This is a genomic window from Dysgonomonas mossii DSM 22836, from assembly GCF_000213575.1.
Taxonomy (GTDB): domain Bacteria; phylum Bacteroidota; class Bacteroidia; order Bacteroidales; family Dysgonomonadaceae; genus Dysgonomonas; species Dysgonomonas mossii.
On the sequence record NZ_GL892007.1, the window covers coordinates 48100 to 65587 of the forward strand.

The following is a 17488-nucleotide window of genomic DNA, read 5'->3' on the forward strand; positions in this document are numbered from 1 at the left end:
TAAAACAGCAACATAGAAAACGAAATCACAAGATAACCGCTCAGAAATGAGAATTCATTTATTTACTCATCATTAGACAATTTATAATACTAATCACCTCATGTTAAGAAGCTATATATTTATAATACTTATTATTTCATCAGTTACACTACTAGCTCAAAATGATACAGATTTAATGTATCTAGGTAACGATAGCATACGGCAGCAGTACGACAGTGCAATGAAAGACCCTCATATTTTTCGCCCAAGGCATTTAGAAATATCAGAGAGGGATGCTATAAAAATGGCAGACCGTATGCCTGCATTCGCTGTATATAGAGACACTTATTTTGTTACCGGGGTACCACTGGATGAGAAGATTTCAGAAAACAGTGCTGATGTAACTTTCCAGCTGAGTATAAGACAACGACTGACTAGAAGTATCTTACCTTTTAAATCATTCTTGTATTTAACTTATACACAAAAATCATTTTGGAACATATACGCTCAATCGAGCCCATTCAGAGATACAAATTATAATCCGGGTGTAGGGCTTGGAAAGTATATATTGTATAAAGACAGAGTGGTTGGTGCCGCCTTTGTACAGTTGAAACATGAATCGAACGGACGAGATGAGGAAGAATCCAGAAGCTGGAACTATTTAAGTTTATCAATGAAATATTATTTCAACGCCCGATTCAATATCTCTGGAGAAGTTTGGATTCCATATGTGGATGGGGGAAACAATAAAGATCTGCTAGATTATAGAGGGCTTGGCTTTGTTTCGTTCAACTACACAAGTGATAAACATCGATGGTGGCTTTCAGCAGATATCAATCCGCGAAAAGGATGGGGTAATGTGAATACGACTCTCACCGCTGCATTTAAAATGTCAGACAGATCGAACCAGTATCTATTTGCTCGTTTCTACCAAGGGTACGGAGAAAGTCTGCTCGGCTACAATCAATATACAATGAATATAAGAGTAGGTATTTGTATAAAACCTAATTTCTATAATTTCTTTTAAAAATGTTTGATTTAAAAAAAATTCGTTTCAAAACATGGCATTTCGTTGTACTATTTGTCCTTTTTTTTATTCTGGTAAACATTATAGGACTAATATCTATAAGCGGGAACTCATACTCTATTGAAAATGAAATTGCACAAATAGAAGAAATATATGATTTGTCGGAAATAGAGAATTCTGCTGAGATTGTGTCTATTATTTTTTACAAAGAAGACTCGAACATTTGTGGAAAAATGATGCACAATATAAATCAGCTAACAAACAAGAATAGTAAGTTTTACAGATCGGAAGTAAATAAGAACTCCGAATTATATAAAAAGCATAATATATCCGGAGTTCCTTGTACTTTGATACTTAAAAATGGAGAAGAAATAAGTCGTATTATGGGTTTAGTTCCAACCTCTAATATGGAAATTATCTATAGTAGGATTGCAAAATAGTTGTAGATAATATAAAACAACACACTAATATGTTTATTAACTCAATTGGATGTTACGTCCCGAAAACAAGGATTCCAAACGATTACTTCACCGAAATAAACGGATTAACAAGTGATTGGATAAATCAACGTACAGGAATCTTAACTCGTTCAAGAGCTTCGCAGGAAGAAACGATAGACTATATGTCTAGCAAAGCCATAGAGTCGGCATTACCGGATCTTCCCTACAATATAGAAGATATAGATCTGATAATTTTTGCATCATATACGCCTAGTGATACAATTGTTACAACAGGGCATTATGTACAGCGCAAATACAATATATCAAATGCAAAAGTATTTTTTGTATCATCGGCATGTTCGTCAGGGCTGAATGCTATAGAAATTATATATTCTTTCTTTACATCGCAGATAGCAGAAAAAGCATTACTTATCTGCGCCGATCGCAACTCTACATATTCAGATGATACAGATTGCATATCAGGGCATTTGTGGGGAGATGGAGCTACTGCTTACTTTTTTTCAACCGAATCCTATTCAGAAAAAGATCCTCAGATTATAGATATCACAACACAAGGATTAGGACATATAGGGTTAGCTTCGAGAGCGGTTTATCTTAATCCGAAAGAAGATGGTTTGAAAATGCCTCATGGCAAAGATGTATTTATACAGGCTTGCACATATATGGCGCAAAACACGAAGGATATAGTCGAAATGAACGGATATTCGTTAGATGATTTAACCTTTTTTATAGGGCATCAGGCTAATATGAGAATATTAAAGAATGTCGCGAAACAACTCGCTATACCCGAAGAAAAGGTATTATCTAATATTGAAGAGTTAGGCAACACCGGCTCAACAAGTGCCTTGTTGGTATTGGCACAAAACATAAAAAAAATAGCACGAGGAGACCTAATATGTATATCGGTCTTCGGTGGGGGGTATTCTACAGGCTCATGCCTGATCAAGATTCCCTAAATATAAAATTAAAGAATTATTATTATGGTTTATCAACGTACTTTAAAAAATAGTTTTTCCCTACAAGGGAAAGGATTGCATACAGGACTAAATATACATATCACATTCAACCCGGCACCTGAAAATTTTGGATATAAGATCAGACGTGTAGATATGCCGGGAAAACCGATAATAAATGCTTTGGCAGAAAACGTTACGGCGACCCAAAGAGGAACTGTAGTATCAGCCAATAATGTTAATGTAAGCACGGTAGAGCATGCTATGGCTGCATTATATGCATGTGAAATAGACAATTGCCTGATAGATGTAGATGGACCCGAATTCCCTATATTAGATGGAAGTTCTATTTTGTATGTAAGTAAAATAAAAGAAGTCGGCACAGAAATACAGAATACAGCAAGAGAATATATTTCGATAAAACGCAAAAAAATTAAGGTTGTAGATAAAGCCACCGGATCGTCAATGATATTGATCCCTGATGACTCTTTTAGTATAGAATCACACATATCATTCAACTCTACATTCCTAAAAAGGCAAGATGCAACAATGCATGATCTGTCTGAATTTCCAAAAGACTTTGCTTCTGCAAGAACATTTGTGTTTGTAAAAGAAATCGAATCTCTACTCAATAATGACTTAGTGAAAGGTGGAGATTTAGATAACGCCATTGTTATATATGATAAGCCAATAGAGCAAGAAAAGTTTGATCTATTAGCAGACATGTTGGGTGCAAAGAGAAAAGATTCTACAAAGTTAGGATACATTATGAACAAACCTTTGCTTTATCCAAACGAACCGGCCAGGCATAAATTGTTAGACATCGTAGGTGATTTGGCTTTAGTAGGTCGTTTCATAAAGGGAAAAGTTATAGCTAATTGTCCGGGACATAAAATAAACAATATGTTTGCCAGAGCCATTAGAGAAGCCGTATTCCCTAGTGTACAAGAAGAATCGATTATACTAACAGAAAATAGTCATGCAGGTCTATATTCTTTAGCTTAATCAATAATGAAAGATATATTACAATTCATATTACACAATAAAATTGTACTGATAGGTATGTTCATCGGTTTCATTGCCGCATATATCTATTGGTACTATTTTGCATGTTACTGGGGAACATATCCCCTTTCGTCTGAATCTTGGGTAAATTGTGGTTTTGGAACAATATTAGGCGGCTTATTTGTTACGTTAATCAATTAAAATTAGTATATTTACATATAAGGTAAGCTTTATTTAACCAAACTAAAACTATTCGCCATGCTAAGAAAAGATATTCGTATAAACGCCACAGCTATTTGGCAGTATCTGTCAGAGAAAGGCAAGATGTCGGTTCAGGAAATCGAAGAATTAACACATTACAAAAATTCGTTGATACTTCTTGCGTTAGGTTGGCTCTCGAAGGAAAACAAAGTACGTTTTTCAGTCAAAAATGACAACCTATATGTTGAACTAAGTAGTACTCCTACTGAAATATATTACTAGGAAGTGACTAAATTCGGGAACTATATCATATTCTCAGAAGGAAATATGATAAATTATCCCAGAAGATTTTAGCGTTAAAAAGCATTAATTTACAAAACTAAAAACTTCTGCCACAAAATCATTGTGTAACTTTATCAGCATTTCTTTTAGAATAATTTATGAATATTAAGAATCTCTTACTATTTATCTTGTCTATGCTGAGTATTACTTCATGCATTAAAGATGAGCCGCTCAATATGGAGGCGGACATTATAGATATGAAAGTTGAAGATGAAGCATTTATAACTCGGGCTATAACAGAGCATACTGTTCAGCTTTTCGTCTCTGATAATGCTGATTACTCACACCTTACACCAATAATTGAAGTTACTGCCGGAGCTACGATCGAACCCAAATCGGGAACTTCTCAAGATTTCTCAAATGGAAAAAATGTTATCTATACAGTAACTTCCGAAGATGGTAAATATACCAAAACATATACTGTAACAGTAACCTCCAAGATTAGTCTTAAAAATACGTTCGAAGAATGGACAACAGCGGGTACTGAAAAAGCTCCATATCCGATTTTAAGTGATCTCTTATGGAGTAATGCAAATTCGGGACTATCCATTTTGGTAGGCACCGGATCATTAACTTTGGATCATTATCCTACTGATAAAACGACCGACTGCGTTAATGGAAAATATGCGGCAATACTACGCACGATAAAAGGGACAAAAGTTTTTGGAACAGACTACCCTATTTTTTCCGGATCACTTTTTAGAGGTGCTTTCTCCGCGAATATGTCTAACCCTTTAAAGTCACTAATATTAGGACAAGCTCATCTGAAAGAAAGTGGTAAACCGATCATGTTCAACGGCTACTACAAATATACCCCGGGCGATATTTTTACAGGTAAAGACGGAAAGGTTATAGCAAACAAAACAGATTCGCTGTCGATGTATGCTACGATATTTAAAGTGAGTAAAGGAGCTCCTGCAAACGAAGAGTTTCTTGATGGGGAATCAATTCTTACGTCTCCTAGAGTTGTAGGAACAGCCAAATGGTCTCATACAGACAAGAGTATAGTGGAAACACCTGCAAGCAATGGATTTATACAATTTTCTATTCCATTCAGGTATAAAGAAGAACTCGATTTTACGAAAAATGATTATCGCCTTACCATCGTATTGGCTTCAAGCAAAGATGGAAACGAATATCAGGGAGCTGTAGGCAGCACTCTTATTGCTGATGATCTTGAACTAGTATGTGATCCTATAAAATAAGAATATATACGATGAGATTAAAATATAACATCATCTTAATATTTGCAACAGTATTAATGATAAGTAATAATATTTCAGCGCAGAATTCTGATAACAGAACATTCGATCTGAGCTTTATACTAGGCTTTAATATGGGAGCAACTGCACCTGTACCTATTCCGGCTGAAGTAAGAGAGATTAATAGTTACAACCCAAAATTCAACCCTCAATTAGGATTCAATCTGGTCTACAACCTCAACGAACGATGGAGTGTAGGTACAGGGTTAACTCTTGATTGGAAAGGCATGCGGGTTTCCGATCATGTGAAATACATGTATACAAGTGTTACTCTGAGCGAAGGGAGCGAAAAGTTGACAGGTTACTTTGTAGGAAAAAATGTAACGAATGTAAATATGACTTATCTTACCGTACCTATATATGGTACATACCGATTCAATAACAAATGGCAAGTTAAACTGGGTATATATGCAGCAAGAACTCTCTCATCCAAGTTTGACGGATATGTAAATGATGGTTACATCAGAATCGATTCTCCGGTAGGTCAAAAACAAGAGATAAGCGGGGACGGTGCAACATTCGACTTTGGTGACGACTCCCGTGACTATGATTTTGGACTATTAGCAGGAGGTGAATATCGCTTAAATAATCGTATCGGGTTTTATGGCAGTTTCACATGGGGGCTTCTTCCTTATTTTTATTCGGGATCAAACCCTATTAAATTCACGTTCTACAATATATACGGTACACTAGGTATCACCTATCGATTAAGCAAATAACTATAATAGCTTTTTTTGAACTATGAGTAAACATAAGATCAGGATCAACAAGACTTGCCAAAATTGCGGGGCTTTTGTTGAGCAGCACTACTGTCCTAAATGTGGACAAGAAAACAGTGAAAGCAGGCAATCTTTCCATCATGTATTTACTCATTTTGTATTCGATTTTTTGCATTACGACAGCTCATTTTGGAGAACAGCAAAATATCTTTTTCTTTCTCCCGGTAAACTCTCATTGGAGTATATGAATGGAAAACGGAAATCGTACGTAAATCCTTTTACTCTTTATATATTCATCAGTTTCATTGCCTTTTTTATCCCCCCTCTCCTTCCCGAAGTATCAACACCAGACAAAGAAAAAATAGAACAAGAGATCAGCGAGAATGTAAATAGTGACTCTTTAGATACGATTATCACAAAGCTGGATGTAAATAATAAGAAACTCATTAATGAGGCTAAAATACCTGAAAAGATTAATAAGATAGAAGATAAAATTAATAATGCGGGAGTAGATGAAAAGACGGGGAATAAGACAAAACAATTTATAGCAGGTATATTAGAGAATGTAAAAGATAAACAAAAAGGAGAAAAAGCCATCGAGTTCTTCATTCACAATATCCCCAAAGTTCTCTTTATATATATGCCTCTCTTTGCCTTTTGGTTATGGTTGTTTCATAATAAAAAGAAAAAGTATTATTTCGACAGCGCAGTTTTTACATTGCATTTCTTTTCTACGACCTTGCTAACGATAACGATAGCAACAATTCTAAGCTGTCTGTTCGATTGGTTAAACTTAAATACAACATTCTATTTTCTTTTATATTCTTTTGCTACTCTATATGTAACATTCTATTTTTTCAGAGGAAATAGAGTATTCTTTGAAGAGAACAGATTGATATCCAATTTGAAATCTTTTGTTCTGATAAGTATAAATAGCTTTTTTATCTTCCTTACTTTTACATTGTATGTTGTATTTGTAGTGTATATGATATATACTTAAAGTAGGTATTTTTTATATCCTTCGATAGCTTTAGTAACCAAATTCTGCGTTTTCTTATTTGATGTGCAAAAGAACTCGGTATCAAGAATTTCATTCTTTTTTGATGACTTTTTCCAAGTACCAATAACTTTGCCATCAAGGCTGATAGCAGGTCTGAATATTCCCGGACTTGTTATTATTTTATGGTGATGGTCTATATGCAGACTTTCTTTTCTATCCTTATAGCTAACTGTAAATTCATCAAAAGCAGGTAAAAGATTGATCAAATTATTACTGCTGACTAGTTTAGAGTCTCTATGAAAAATATATGTTTGATCATTTATTGTTTCATGAATAAAATCGTCCCCTATCAGAGCTATTCCTTGTCTGGCTTCTGCTGTAGTCAATCCCGACCACCAAACAAAATCCTGTAAAGTAGCAGGGCCATGACTCCTAAAATATTTGAATGCTAATTTATACAGGCATTCATCTTTATCGAAATGATCTGTCGTTTTTTCAACTTTTTCTTGCAACAAAGCATACGTCTGTTTTTTGCCTTTCGTCTCTCCATTGCATACAACGCCATCCAACTCGGCATGCATCATTATATGATTAACGGTTCTATTGTCAGCATCTATACCTGCCCTATTTATTACATCTTTCAGCTCTTGACGTGTTAATGAATTTCCCTGAAGTGCCTTTTCTATAATTGAATTTGTACGGGCTATTAATGATTCGGTAAGTCCCAGATCCTTATCATAAGATCGCATTGCAGTTTTCACTCTCGGAAGACTCAAATAAAGCATCCAGTATATATCGTCCTTAGATACAAAATGCCATGTAGGACGTAAGATATGAAGACGCAAAATATCACCCTTGTTCAAAGCCTCTTCAATCTTCTGATCGGGAATCTCGGGAATACGTATACCGATGCCCCATTTCGCCATATTGTAGTCTTGTGCCTGAATAGCTCCCATCCACGAAACCAACTCGTATGCTTCGCCCACGAATGTACCATCCAACTGATGATTAGATAAGCGTAAGGATAGAATTTCTTCTGCTTTCATGGTAATTCAGATAAAATTAAAAGGCTTTAAGGCTTAAATCAATATTTGGGGCAGAGTATATAATTGCTCCCGAAGAAATATAATCGACTCCCGTCTTAGCTATATCATGCACCATATCTTCTGTAATACCGCCCGAAGCTTCAACTTTTACTCTACCATTTATTAGCTTTACAGCAGCACTCATTTCAGATAAAGACATATTATCGAGCATAATAACATCCACAGCACCTGTAGCCAAGGCTTCTTCTACTTCTTTCAGGTTGCGTGTTTCCACCTCTATTCGTAGATTTTTATTATTCTCTTTCAGATATTTTACTGTGGCCTCTACAGCTTTGGTTATTCCTCCGGCATAATCATTATGATTATCTTTGAGCATGATCATATCAAAAAGTCCAAAGCGATGATTTTGACCTCCACCTATATAAACAGCCCATTTCTCACACATACGAAACATTGGTGCCGTTTTTCGGGTATCCAGAATGCGAGTATTTGTATCTGCCAGCAGCTCTACCATCCGATGCGTATATGTAGCTATTCCACTCATGCGCTGCATACAATTTAGTACTAGGCGTTCCATTGTGAGAATCGACCGAGCCGCACCTGATACTATAAATGCGATCTCGCCCTCTTTTACTTGATCCCCATCATTTTTGAGGATTTCTATTTTCAGATTTTTATCATAATAATGAAATATCTCTCGTGCCAGATCAATTCCAGCCAAGATGCAATCATGTTTTATGATCAAATGTGCTCTTTGTTGCAGATCAGCAGGCACGCTGGCCAATGTAGAGTGATCTCCGTCGCCAATATCTTCTTTAATGGCCTCATCAATAAAATGATATAATCTACTATCAGTTACGTATGAAGGTCTATTCATGGATATCTAAATCTTTATTATAAAATGTACCTCTATTTTCTGTTTGTTCTATACTTTGAGTTATAATCAGATAAGCCACACTAGCCAGATTTCTTAATTCTGAGAGTTGCGGCGATAGTATCGAAAATTTATATATTTCTTTTACAGACTTGTATATTTCTTCTTCTTTTTGCTTTGCCATTTTCAGACGGGCATTGCTACGCACAATACCGACAAGATCGCTCATCAAAGTCTGCAATTCTTTTCGAAGATAATTTAGTAAAACCATTTCTTCATTCACTCTCATTCCTTCCTGATTCCATTCGGGAATTTTTAGAAGATGATCGTAATTAAAATTATCTTCATGCAGCCGTTCTATCGTTTTCATTGCTGCACGATGTGCAAAAACGAGAGCCTCAAGCAAAGAATTGGATGCCAAACGATTTGCGCCGTGAAGTCCTGTATTCGAACATTCGCCCACAGCAAACATATTCTTTATTGTACTTTGCCCAAATGAATCTACATCGATTCCTCCACATAGATAATGGCTTGCCGGTACCACAGGAATCAAATCCATGAACATATCCAGCCCTTCATCCTTAGATTGCTTATAGATATTGGGAAAATGTTCGAGAAACTTTCGTTGATCTAAGTGTCGGCAATCCAAACAAACATAATCGTCTCCACGCAGCTTCATTTCATTATCAATGGCTCGTGCTACAATATCCCGTGATGCCAGCTCTTCCCTATCATCGTATTTATGCATAAATGGCTCTCCTGATGCAGTGCGCAATTTAGCACCAAAGCCTCTTACAGCCTCCGATATTAAAGGAAGTTGACCTGTCGTATTACTATAGAATGCAGTCGGGTGAAACTGAATAAATTGCATATTGCTGATTCTGGCTTTTGCACGATGAGCCAAGCCAATACCGTCACCTGTAGCTATAGTCGGGTTTGTCGTATTTTTGTAGACATGACCACATCCTCCGGTAGCCATTAGTGTAATTTTTGCCGTCATCTTAATAATCCGGCTGGCTTTCATATCCAACACGTATGCTCCATAACAATGGAGATTATATTTATCAAATTCAGATCGAGGTACTTGATGCTCGGTAAGCAAATCGATAACATAGTGATGGTTGAGCAAAGTAACATTCTCGAGTCGCTCTACAGCTTGCAACAAAGCTCTTTCTATTTCTGCTCCGGTTATATCCTTATGATGCACTACCCTATTTTCGGTATGTCCTCCTTCACGCCCCAGATCATAACTTTGAAACTCGTCTTTATCAAAATTAGCACCCCACTCCACCATTTCGCGGATACGCTCCGGGCCTTCTTTCACCACGATCTCTACCACTTCACGTTTACATAAGCCGTCTCCCGCTCGTAATGTATCCTCAATATGCTTATCAAAGCTATCTTTTTCGAAATTGGTTACAACAGCAACCCCACCTTGGGCATACTTGGTACTCGATTCTTCATCGTCTGATTTTGTGATAATTGTTATCCTAGTATCGGGCCTTTGTTGCGCTATTTTTAAAGCATACGACAGGCCGGATATTCCTGAACCTATCACCAAAACATCAGTATATATCATTCTTTGTTATGAATTATAAATTACGGATTACAAACACACAACATTACGTGCTCACAATTCATAAATCATCACTTTTTGTTATTTTTTATTTAATAGCCTTAGACATCTCCAACATTCTATTTATAGGCTTCAAAGCCTTTAGTCGGATTTCTTCTTCCATTAATATCTCCGGCTGCTCATACTTCATACACAAATACAATTTCTCCATTGTATTTAATTTCATAAAATGACACTCGCTACAATTGCATTTATCATCAATCGTCAGAGCAGGAATTAGTGTTTTGTGCGGTGCACGTTTTCTCATTTCATGCAATATACCTTCCTCTGTAGCCACAATAAATTCCTGACTGCTATCATTCACCACATAGTTGAGAAGGTTGGCTGTAGAGCCAATATAATGAGCTACCTGTAAAACAGGCTTTTGAGCTTCAGGGTGAGCTATAAGTTTAGCCTTCGGATGTTCCAACATCTGCTGTGCAATCCGTTCCAGAGAGAATGCTTCATGCACAATACAAGCTCCATCCCAAAGTATCATATTTCTCCCCGTCACTTGATTTATATATCTACCCAGATTTTTATCAGGGGCAAATATAATTTCTTGATTTTCCGGCAAAGAGTTTATGATGTGCTCGGCATTGGATGATGTAACAATTATATCACTCTCAGCTTTAACTGTAGAGTCACAATTAATATAACTAACAACGATGGCATTCGGATATTTCTTCTTCATTTCACGAATCCCCTCTCCTGATGCCGAGTCTGCCAAAGAACAACCGGCTAATAAATCAGGGAGAACTACCTTTTTGGTCGGATTCAAAATTTTAGCCGTTTCGGCCATAAAGTGCACTCCGCAGAATACGATCAGGTCTGCATTCGTTTTTTCGGCGGCACGTGCCAGTTGCAAACTGTCACCCAAAAAATCGGCTATATCCTGAATATCACCTGTCTGATAATAATGCGCAAGAATGATAGCATTCTTTTCTTTTCGCATTTTATTAATCTCTTCTACCAGATTGATACCTTTCGGAATTTCCATATTCAGATATCCTTTTATAGGGAGTGCGGCAACTGCTTTTTCTAACATAGTCATATAATAGTCCAGATAAAATAAAACGACAAATAGTTATTTGCAAGGCAAAAATACTTATAAAAAGTGACTTAACCGATATTGATTATAAGAAAAAAGGGATTTGGAAACATCCAAACCCCTACTTGCTATTATATCTTTAGTTTACGACAAAGCAGCTATAGCGGAACCTATAAGATTTGCATTGTCCATTTGAGCTACATGTACATGAACATCTGCATGATTAAACTCTGCAAGAAGTTTTTGTAACTCAGACATTACCATATCTTTATAGTTCTTACCTTTTCTGTATTCACTCCAGAATAAGCTACCTTCGGCAACCAATCTTATTTTCTTGATAGAAGGATCATGTGATACAAGTACCAAAACCAATCCGGCGATAGATGCAGCAACTAATTTCGCCGATCTTTCGTATATTGAACGAGCAATCTCCACATATCTTTTCTTATGAATATCAGGATAATTCATGATATTAGTCAGCTTCTGAGCATCAAATCGTTGTTCAAACTCATCGCATGGGAAAACTGATTTAAGGATTTCTCCCAAATACATACCCGATACAGCTTTTTCGAAACGTTGAGCACCCTTTGCATCAGAGCAAGCATCTACCTTATCATCGATAGCTGTTAGATGAGGAGGGTTAAAGTTACCCGACTCTAGGTTTACAGGAATCAATCCGCTTAGTTTGTAATCAGGATTTAGTTTCTTTATCTTATCAGCATTGATAAAAGTAGCCATATTTGTTCCTGTTCCAACAATCAGCCCAATATAAGCGTCATAACTGGAATCAGTAAGTCCGGCAAATAAGCTAGCTACTGTATCATTGATTACCTTTACACCATTGAATTTTACATCATTACGTTGATTTAGATAATCTACCAATGGTTGTCCTACCGGTTGACCTACCATTTCTTTGATGTCAACACCTTTTGTCCATCTAAGAAGCTTGGCATCTCCGTTTTGCAGAGATTCAGCCGGATAAGAAAAACAATATCCGATAGGAGTTTCTTGATCACGCTTGATTTCACCTATTGGATCGGCTTGTTCTTTAAACAAATCTTCTTCGGTAAAGCCCGGAGTTTTCATAACAGATAAATCCTTCTTCCATCCATTTTCAGGATGAATTGTTGGTTTACCATCAACGAAGTCAACTACAGCAACCCGATAGTTCGTTCCCCCTAAATCTAAAACAGTAGCCTTACCGTTCACACTGGTTGTTTTAGGTATAATGTAAGTAGGAATACACTGTATTTCGGCATTCTCTTTACTCAGACCAACCTCTACCTTGTGTTGGAGCGACTGGGCTATTTCTTTTAGTTGTTTCGATTTAAGATGAAAAATATCTTTCTTCATAAGGTATCTTTATGTATAGGTTATTTTTTAAACTCTACAAATATAACTATCTCATTTGAATATTGAGTCATTACACAGGCAATGAATCTGAATAAATAACTATTTTTAGGACATTCCAGAACATCACTTTTTAAAGACATTTTATAATCCTATCACACTTCTATTTTAAATATTGTATTTGTAAAACTGTTTCACACAAAACTTAAAAAACATTGAGAATAAACAATAAGGAGAAAGAAAATGACCGGAAGAAAACATCTTATTTAATTTTTGTTTAGTAATGCAAACAAAAATTAAAATACATCCAATAAATTAAACCTTTCCTTTTATTTCAAATCGTATTCTTGGAAACCTCTATTATAAGCCCAAAACAGAATATTTACTATGAACAAAAAAACAAAAATAGGACTTCTGATTGTTATTATTTTATTTATTGCCGGAATGGCTTTTTATCCAAAGATCAAAGGTCTTTTAACGACGAATGCCGACCCTTCACCAACTCCTCCGGGGAATAAAGGGACAGGTCGTACAGTACTGAATGTTAATGCCCAGATCTTAAAATACGGTAATCTTGATAATACCATCAGAGTGAAAGGGGTATTGATTCCTGATGAAGAAGTAGATCTATCATTCGAGACCACGGGAATGATAACAGAAATACACTTCAAAGAGGGTTCGAGTGTGAAAAAAGGCCAGCTTTTAGCCAAAGTGAACGATAAACCACTACAAGCTGAGTTGAAGAAATTACAAACACAAATACCTTTAGCCGAAGACAGGGTTTACCGTCAAAAGGCATTATTGGCAAAAGACGCCGTAAGTCAGGAAGCTTATGAATCTGTCAATACAGAGTTAGAAAAATTGAAGGCTGATATTGAGTTAGTGAAAACAAGGATTGCGCAGACTGAACTGCGTGCACCATTCGATGGTATTATAGGTTTGAGACAAGTAAGTGAAGGAACATATGCTTCTCCTTCCATAATAATATCTCGGCTTACCAAAATAACTCCATTAAAAATAGAGTTTTCGGTAAATGAATCGGAAGTAAATAATGTAAAACCCGGAACACCTCTCACTTTTACATTCGATAATGATTTAAACAAATACCAAGCGACGGTTTATGCTGTAGAGTCTAACCTCGATAGGCAAACGCTCACTCTAAAAGCCAGAGCTTTGTATGCCAATCCGGGAGGAAGATTAAAGCCGGGTCTCTCCACGAATGTTGAGATAAAATTGCAGGAGATAAAGAATACTTTAGTCATCCCTAGTTTATCTACAGTAGCCGAAATGGGACGTGATATTGCATACGTATATAAGAATGGCTTAGCCCATCAAATAGTACTAAAGAAAGGTATGCGTACAGCCTCATCCGTTCAGGTATTAAACGGACTAAATGTTGGCGATACTCTTTTGGTAACGGGTGTCATGCAATTGCGTGACGGTTTGCCTGTTATTATCGATAATCTTATAGAAAGCAATCAGTAAAATAATTTATATAATAGCTTCGGATATTTAAGATCATAGATTTCTAAACATCCAAAACCACTAAAAGATGACTATATCTGAATTAAGTATAAAGCGACCGGTATTAGCCACTGTATTTGTATTGATTATATTCCTTTTAGGACTGATCGGATATACATATCTAGGTGTACGCGAATATCCCAACATAGATAACCCCATTATTTCGGTAGATGTAAGTTATCCCGGAGCTAATGCCGAAATCATAGAGAATCAGATCACAGAACCACTAGAACAAAATATAAATGGGATACCCGGCATCAGGTCTTTGACAAGTAGTAGTAGTCAGGGTTCATGCCGTATAACAGTGGAATTTGAATTATCTGTAGACCTCGAAACAGCAGCAAATGATGTGCGGGATAAAGTCTCACGGGCACAACGTTATCTGCCTCGCGACTGCGACCCTCCTACTGTATCTAAGGCTGATGCCGATGCCAACCCGATTATACAAATAAGTATACAAAGCGAAAAGCGTTCTTTGCTCGAACTAAGTGAAATAGCGGAGTTGACAGTAAAAGAGCGGTTACAAACCATACCCAATGTAAGTGCAGTGGAAATCTGGGGACAAAACCGCTATTCGATGCGACTATGGCTCGATCCGGTAAAAATGGCATCATATGGCATTACCCCTATGGATGTAAAAAGCGCCGTAGACAAAGAAAACGTAGAATTGCCTTCGGGCAGCATAGAAGGTGACAATCTTGAACTTTCTATACGAACATTAGGATTGATGCAAACTCCCGAAGAATTCAACAATATGATTATCAAAGAAGACAATTATAATGTTGTAAGGTTTAGAGACGTAGGTACAGCGGAGCTGGGTACAGAAAACTATAAGAGTATTATGCGCCGAAATGGTGTTCCTGCTGTAAGTACCGTTATTATTCCACAACCGGGAGCTAATCAGATTGAGATTTCTGATGAAGCGATGGTTCGTCTCGAACAGCTAAAGAAAGACTTACCGGAGGATGTCAAAATAGATGTTGCCTTCGATAATACTAAATTTATAAGGGCTTCGATAGCTGAAGTGGAAGAAACCGTGTATATAGCATTTGCGTTGGTAGTTATAATAATATTCCTTTTCCTTCGCGACTGGCGTGTGACGTTGGTTCCTTGCGTCGTTATTCCCGTATCACTGGTGGGGGCTTTCTTTGTGATGTATGTTGCAGGATTCTCGATCAATGTCTTATCCATGTTGGCCGTAGTTCTGGCTGTGGGATTGGTAGTCGATGATGCTATTGTGGTCACCGAGAACATCTATCTGAAAATTGAAGGAGGTATGACTCCCAAGCAAGCAGGAATAGAGGGTTCTAAAGAAATATTCTTCGCGGTTATCTCAACAACGGTGTCTGTGGTTGCGGTATTTTTCCCTATTGTCTTTCTCGAAGGGATGACAGGGCGTTTGTTCCGTGAATTTAGTATTGTAATTGCCGGGGCTGTCCTTATTTCAGCATTTGTAGCTCTTACGTTTACACCGATGCTTGCTACCAAGTTATTGAAGAAAAAAGATCAGGCGGGATGGTTTTACCGTAAAACAGATCCCTTCTTTCAATGGCTAACGCAAACTTACGACAACGGTTTGCAACACTTCCTTAAACATAAGATAATAATATGGCCAATTATAATCCTTACACTTGTAGGGATCGGTTATTTGGTCAGTGCTATCCCTTCCGAAATGGCACCATTGGAAGACCGGTCACAGATAACGATAAGAACCAGCGGACCTGAAGGCTCTACTTATGAATTTAATCGAAACTATACAGAAAAGATTGGTGTAATAGCTGATTCCGTTGCTCCTGAACGTCTCATTAGCACAATGCGTGCGTGGACGGGAGGCGGAATGATAAATCTTACGTTGCCAAACATTAAAGACAGAGGAAGAAGCCAAATGGAAATTGCCAGCGAACTGACAAAGGCCGTAAGGAAAGAAACGGAAGCACGGGCTTTTGTGCAACAACAGTCTACCTTCGGTGGAAGGCGATCGAGTATGCCTATACAATATGTATTGCAAGCTACCAACCTTGAAAAATTAGAGGAATTTATCCCTCAATTTATGAGAAAAGTACAGGAGAGCCCAATGTTTCAGATGGCTGATGTAAATCTTAAATTCACGAAACCCGAAACCCGTATTATCATAGACCGAGATAAAGCCGCAATACTAAGAGTGAGTACCAGAGATATAGGACAAACTTTACAGTATGCACTGAGTGGGCAACGTATGGGCTATTTCTATATGAATGGGAAACAATATCAAATATTAGGAGAAATTAATCGCCAACAAAGGAATACACCTCTCGATCTGAAATCTATTTATCTTAAGAACTTAGGCGGGAATATGATCCAGATGGATAATCTTGTGCGCTTAGAAGAAAGCGTTGCTCCCCCTCAGCTATATAGATACAACAGATTTAAGTCGGCAACAGTGTCCGCAGGATTATCTCCGGGAGTAACAATCGGTGCCGGATTGGAAGAAATGGATCGTATTGCGAAAGAAACGCTTGATGATACATTCCGAACTGCATTGGCGGGAGATTCGAAGGATTTTAGCGAAAGCTCTTCCAGTTTGATGTTTGCATTTATACTTGCTATATTACTTATCTTTTTGATCCTTGCCGCACAATTTGAAAGTTTCAAAGATCCGTTTGTTATTATGCTTACAGTGCCACTTGCAATTGCCGGAGCTCTATTGTTTATGTATATAAAAGATATAACGATGAATATATTCAGCCAGATAGGAATTATTATGCTCATCGGGCTGGTTGCTAAAAATGGTATCCTTATTGTGGAGTTTGCAAATCAGCGTCAAGAAGCCGGGATGAGTAAACTTGAAGCGATACAAGGAGCCGCAGTACAACGACTGCGCCCTATCCTGATGACGAGTTTCTCTACGGTACTGGGATTGTTACCCTTAATATTTGCAAGTGCCGAAGGAGCCAACGGACGTATGGCTATGGGTGTGGCTGTAATTGGAGGAATGATGATTTCTACTCTATTGACTATATTTATTGTACCGGCTATGTATTTATATATATCTACCGACAGAAGTAAGAAGATAGATCGGATTTAATAATTATGAATTTAT

Annotated in this window: 16 protein-coding genes; 11 read left to right on the top strand and 5 right to left on the bottom strand. The window is 37.1% G+C overall.

Annotated features, from left to right (window positions below):
• The first annotated feature begins 100 nt into the window (after positions 1 to 100).
• The 9 genes from HMPREF9456_RS10330 to HMPREF9456_RS10370 all read left to right on the top strand — a co-directional run bounded on the left by HMPREF9456_RS10330 (position 101) and on the right by HMPREF9456_RS10370 (position 6949).
• Positions 101 to 1006, top strand: a complete 906-nt coding sequence (locus tag HMPREF9456_RS10330) for a phospholipase A (RefSeq protein ID WP_006843470.1) — start codon at positions 101 to 103, stop codon at positions 1004 to 1006.
• Positions 1007 to 1008: 2 nt separating this feature from the next.
• A complete protein-coding gene (locus HMPREF9456_RS10335) occupies positions 1009 to 1446 on the top strand; it encodes a thioredoxin family protein (protein ID WP_006843471.1) in 438 nt (145 codons plus the stop codon).
• Between the two features lie 29 nt (positions 1447 to 1475).
• A complete protein-coding gene (locus HMPREF9456_RS10340) occupies positions 1476 to 2423 on the top strand; it encodes a 3-oxoacyl-ACP synthase III family protein (protein ID WP_006843472.1) in 948 nt (315 codons plus the stop codon).
• Between the two features lie 24 nt (positions 2424 to 2447).
• On the top strand, positions 2448 to 3425 hold the full coding sequence (locus HMPREF9456_RS10345) for a UDP-3-O-acyl-N-acetylglucosamine deacetylase (RefSeq protein ID WP_006843473.1): 978 nt from the start codon (positions 2448 to 2450) through the stop codon (positions 3423 to 3425).
• Between the two features lie 6 nt (positions 3426 to 3431).
• Positions 3432 to 3626, top strand: a complete 195-nt coding sequence (locus HMPREF9456_RS10350) for a hypothetical protein (RefSeq protein ID WP_006843474.1) — start codon at positions 3432 to 3434, stop codon at positions 3624 to 3626.
• A 57-nt stretch (positions 3627 to 3683) separates the two neighbouring features.
• A complete protein-coding gene (locus HMPREF9456_RS10355) occupies positions 3684 to 3908 on the top strand; it encodes a winged helix-turn-helix domain-containing protein (RefSeq protein WP_006843475.1) in 225 nt (74 codons plus the stop codon).
• 158 nt (positions 3909 to 4066) lie between these two features.
• Positions 4067 to 5173 carry a PCMD domain-containing protein gene (locus HMPREF9456_RS10360; protein WP_006843476.1) on the top strand — a complete coding sequence of 369 codons (1107 nt, stop codon included), beginning with the start codon at positions 4067 to 4069 and terminating at the stop codon, positions 5171 to 5173.
• 11 nt (positions 5174 to 5184) lie between these two features.
• On the top strand, positions 5185 to 5949 hold the full coding sequence (locus tag HMPREF9456_RS10365) for a porin family protein (RefSeq protein WP_006843477.1): 765 nt from the start codon (positions 5185 to 5187) through the stop codon (positions 5947 to 5949).
• Between the two features lie 22 nt (positions 5950 to 5971).
• A complete protein-coding gene (locus tag HMPREF9456_RS10370) occupies positions 5972 to 6949 on the top strand; it encodes a DUF3667 domain-containing protein (protein WP_018074978.1) in 978 nt (325 codons plus the stop codon).
• On the opposite strand, the gene HMPREF9456_RS10375 is transcribed toward HMPREF9456_RS10370, so the two are convergent.
• The 5 genes from HMPREF9456_RS10375 to HMPREF9456_RS10395 all read right to left on the bottom strand — a co-directional run bounded on the left by HMPREF9456_RS10375 (position 6946) and on the right by HMPREF9456_RS10395 (position 12888).
• Positions 6946 to 7995 carry a winged helix DNA-binding domain-containing protein gene (locus HMPREF9456_RS10375; RefSeq protein ID WP_006843480.1) on the bottom strand — a complete coding sequence of 350 codons (1050 nt, stop codon included), beginning with the start codon at positions 7993 to 7995 and terminating at the stop codon, positions 6946 to 6948. The two genes, HMPREF9456_RS10370 and HMPREF9456_RS10375, sit on opposite strands and share 4 nt — an antisense overlap.
• Positions 7996 to 8011: 16 nt before the next feature.
• Complete coding sequence (gene nadC, locus HMPREF9456_RS10380; RefSeq protein ID WP_006843481.1) at positions 8012 to 8872, bottom strand: carboxylating nicotinate-nucleotide diphosphorylase; 861 nt, start codon at positions 8870 to 8872, stop codon at positions 8012 to 8014.
• Positions 8865 to 10448, bottom strand: a complete 1584-nt coding sequence (gene nadB, locus HMPREF9456_RS10385; protein WP_006843482.1) for an L-aspartate oxidase — start codon at positions 10446 to 10448, stop codon at positions 8865 to 8867. Before nadB ends, nadC begins: the two co-directional genes overlap by 8 nt.
• An 85-nt stretch (positions 10449 to 10533) precedes the next feature.
• Positions 10534 to 11538, bottom strand: a complete 1005-nt coding sequence (gene nadA / locus HMPREF9456_RS10390) for a quinolinate synthase NadA (protein ID WP_006843483.1) — start codon at positions 11536 to 11538, stop codon at positions 10534 to 10536.
• Between the two features lie 141 nt (positions 11539 to 11679).
• Positions 11680 to 12888: a hexokinase family protein gene (locus HMPREF9456_RS10395; protein WP_006843484.1), complete on the bottom strand. Its 1209-nt coding sequence runs from the start codon at positions 12886 to 12888 to the stop codon at positions 11680 to 11682.
• Positions 12889 to 13272: 384 nt separating this feature from the next.
• Here HMPREF9456_RS10395 and HMPREF9456_RS10400 point away from each other — a divergent pair, with 384 nt between their 5' ends.
• Together HMPREF9456_RS10400 and HMPREF9456_RS10405 are read left to right on the top strand one after the other, a co-directional pair.
• Complete coding sequence (locus HMPREF9456_RS10400; RefSeq protein ID WP_006843485.1) at positions 13273 to 14370, top strand: efflux RND transporter periplasmic adaptor subunit; 1098 nt, start codon at positions 13273 to 13275, stop codon at positions 14368 to 14370.
• Positions 14371 to 14437: 67 nt separating this feature from the next.
• Positions 14438 to 17473, top strand: coding sequence for an efflux RND transporter permease subunit (locus HMPREF9456_RS10405; RefSeq protein ID WP_006843486.1), 3036 nt, complete (start codon positions 14438 to 14440; stop codon positions 17471 to 17473).
• Positions 17474 to 17488 lie beyond the last annotated feature (15 nt).

Coding starts and splice junctions, on each gene's coding strand:
- HMPREF9456_RS10330 (WP_006843470.1), top strand. CDS start 101: ATGTTAAGAAGCTATATATTTATAATACTTATTATTTCATCAGTTACA.
- HMPREF9456_RS10335 (WP_006843471.1), top strand. CDS start 1,009: ATGTTTGATTTAAAAAAAATTCGTTTCAAAACATGGCATTTCGTTGTA.
- HMPREF9456_RS10340 (WP_006843472.1), top strand. CDS start 1,476: ATGTTTATTAACTCAATTGGATGTTACGTCCCGAAAACAAGGATTCCA.
- HMPREF9456_RS10345 (WP_006843473.1), top strand. CDS start 2,448: ATGGTTTATCAACGTACTTTAAAAAATAGTTTTTCCCTACAAGGGAAA.
- HMPREF9456_RS10350 (WP_006843474.1), top strand. CDS start 3,432: ATGAAAGATATATTACAATTCATATTACACAATAAAATTGTACTGATA.
- HMPREF9456_RS10355 (WP_006843475.1), top strand. CDS start 3,684: ATGCTAAGAAAAGATATTCGTATAAACGCCACAGCTATTTGGCAGTAT.
- HMPREF9456_RS10360 (WP_006843476.1), top strand. CDS start 4,067: ATGAATATTAAGAATCTCTTACTATTTATCTTGTCTATGCTGAGTATT.
- HMPREF9456_RS10365 (WP_006843477.1), top strand. CDS start 5,185: ATGAGATTAAAATATAACATCATCTTAATATTTGCAACAGTATTAATG.
- HMPREF9456_RS10370 (WP_018074978.1), top strand. CDS start 5,972: ATGAGTAAACATAAGATCAGGATCAACAAGACTTGCCAAAATTGCGGG.
- HMPREF9456_RS10375 (WP_006843480.1), bottom strand. CDS start 7,995: ATGAAAGCAGAAGAAATTCTATCCTTACGCTTATCTAATCATCAGTTG.
- nadC (WP_006843481.1), bottom strand. CDS start 8,872: ATGAATAGACCTTCATACGTAACTGATAGTAGATTATATCATTTTATT.
- nadB (WP_006843482.1), bottom strand. CDS start 10,448: ATGATATATACTGATGTTTTGGTGATAGGTTCAGGAATATCCGGCCTG.
- nadA (WP_006843483.1), bottom strand. CDS start 11,538: ATGACTATGTTAGAAAAAGCAGTTGCCGCACTCCCTATAAAAGGATAT.
- HMPREF9456_RS10395 (WP_006843484.1), bottom strand. CDS start 12,888: ATGAAGAAAGATATTTTTCATCTTAAATCGAAACAACTAAAAGAAATA.
- HMPREF9456_RS10400 (WP_006843485.1), top strand. CDS start 13,273: ATGAACAAAAAAACAAAAATAGGACTTCTGATTGTTATTATTTTATTT.
- HMPREF9456_RS10405 (WP_006843486.1), top strand. CDS start 14,438: ATGACTATATCTGAATTAAGTATAAAGCGACCGGTATTAGCCACTGTA.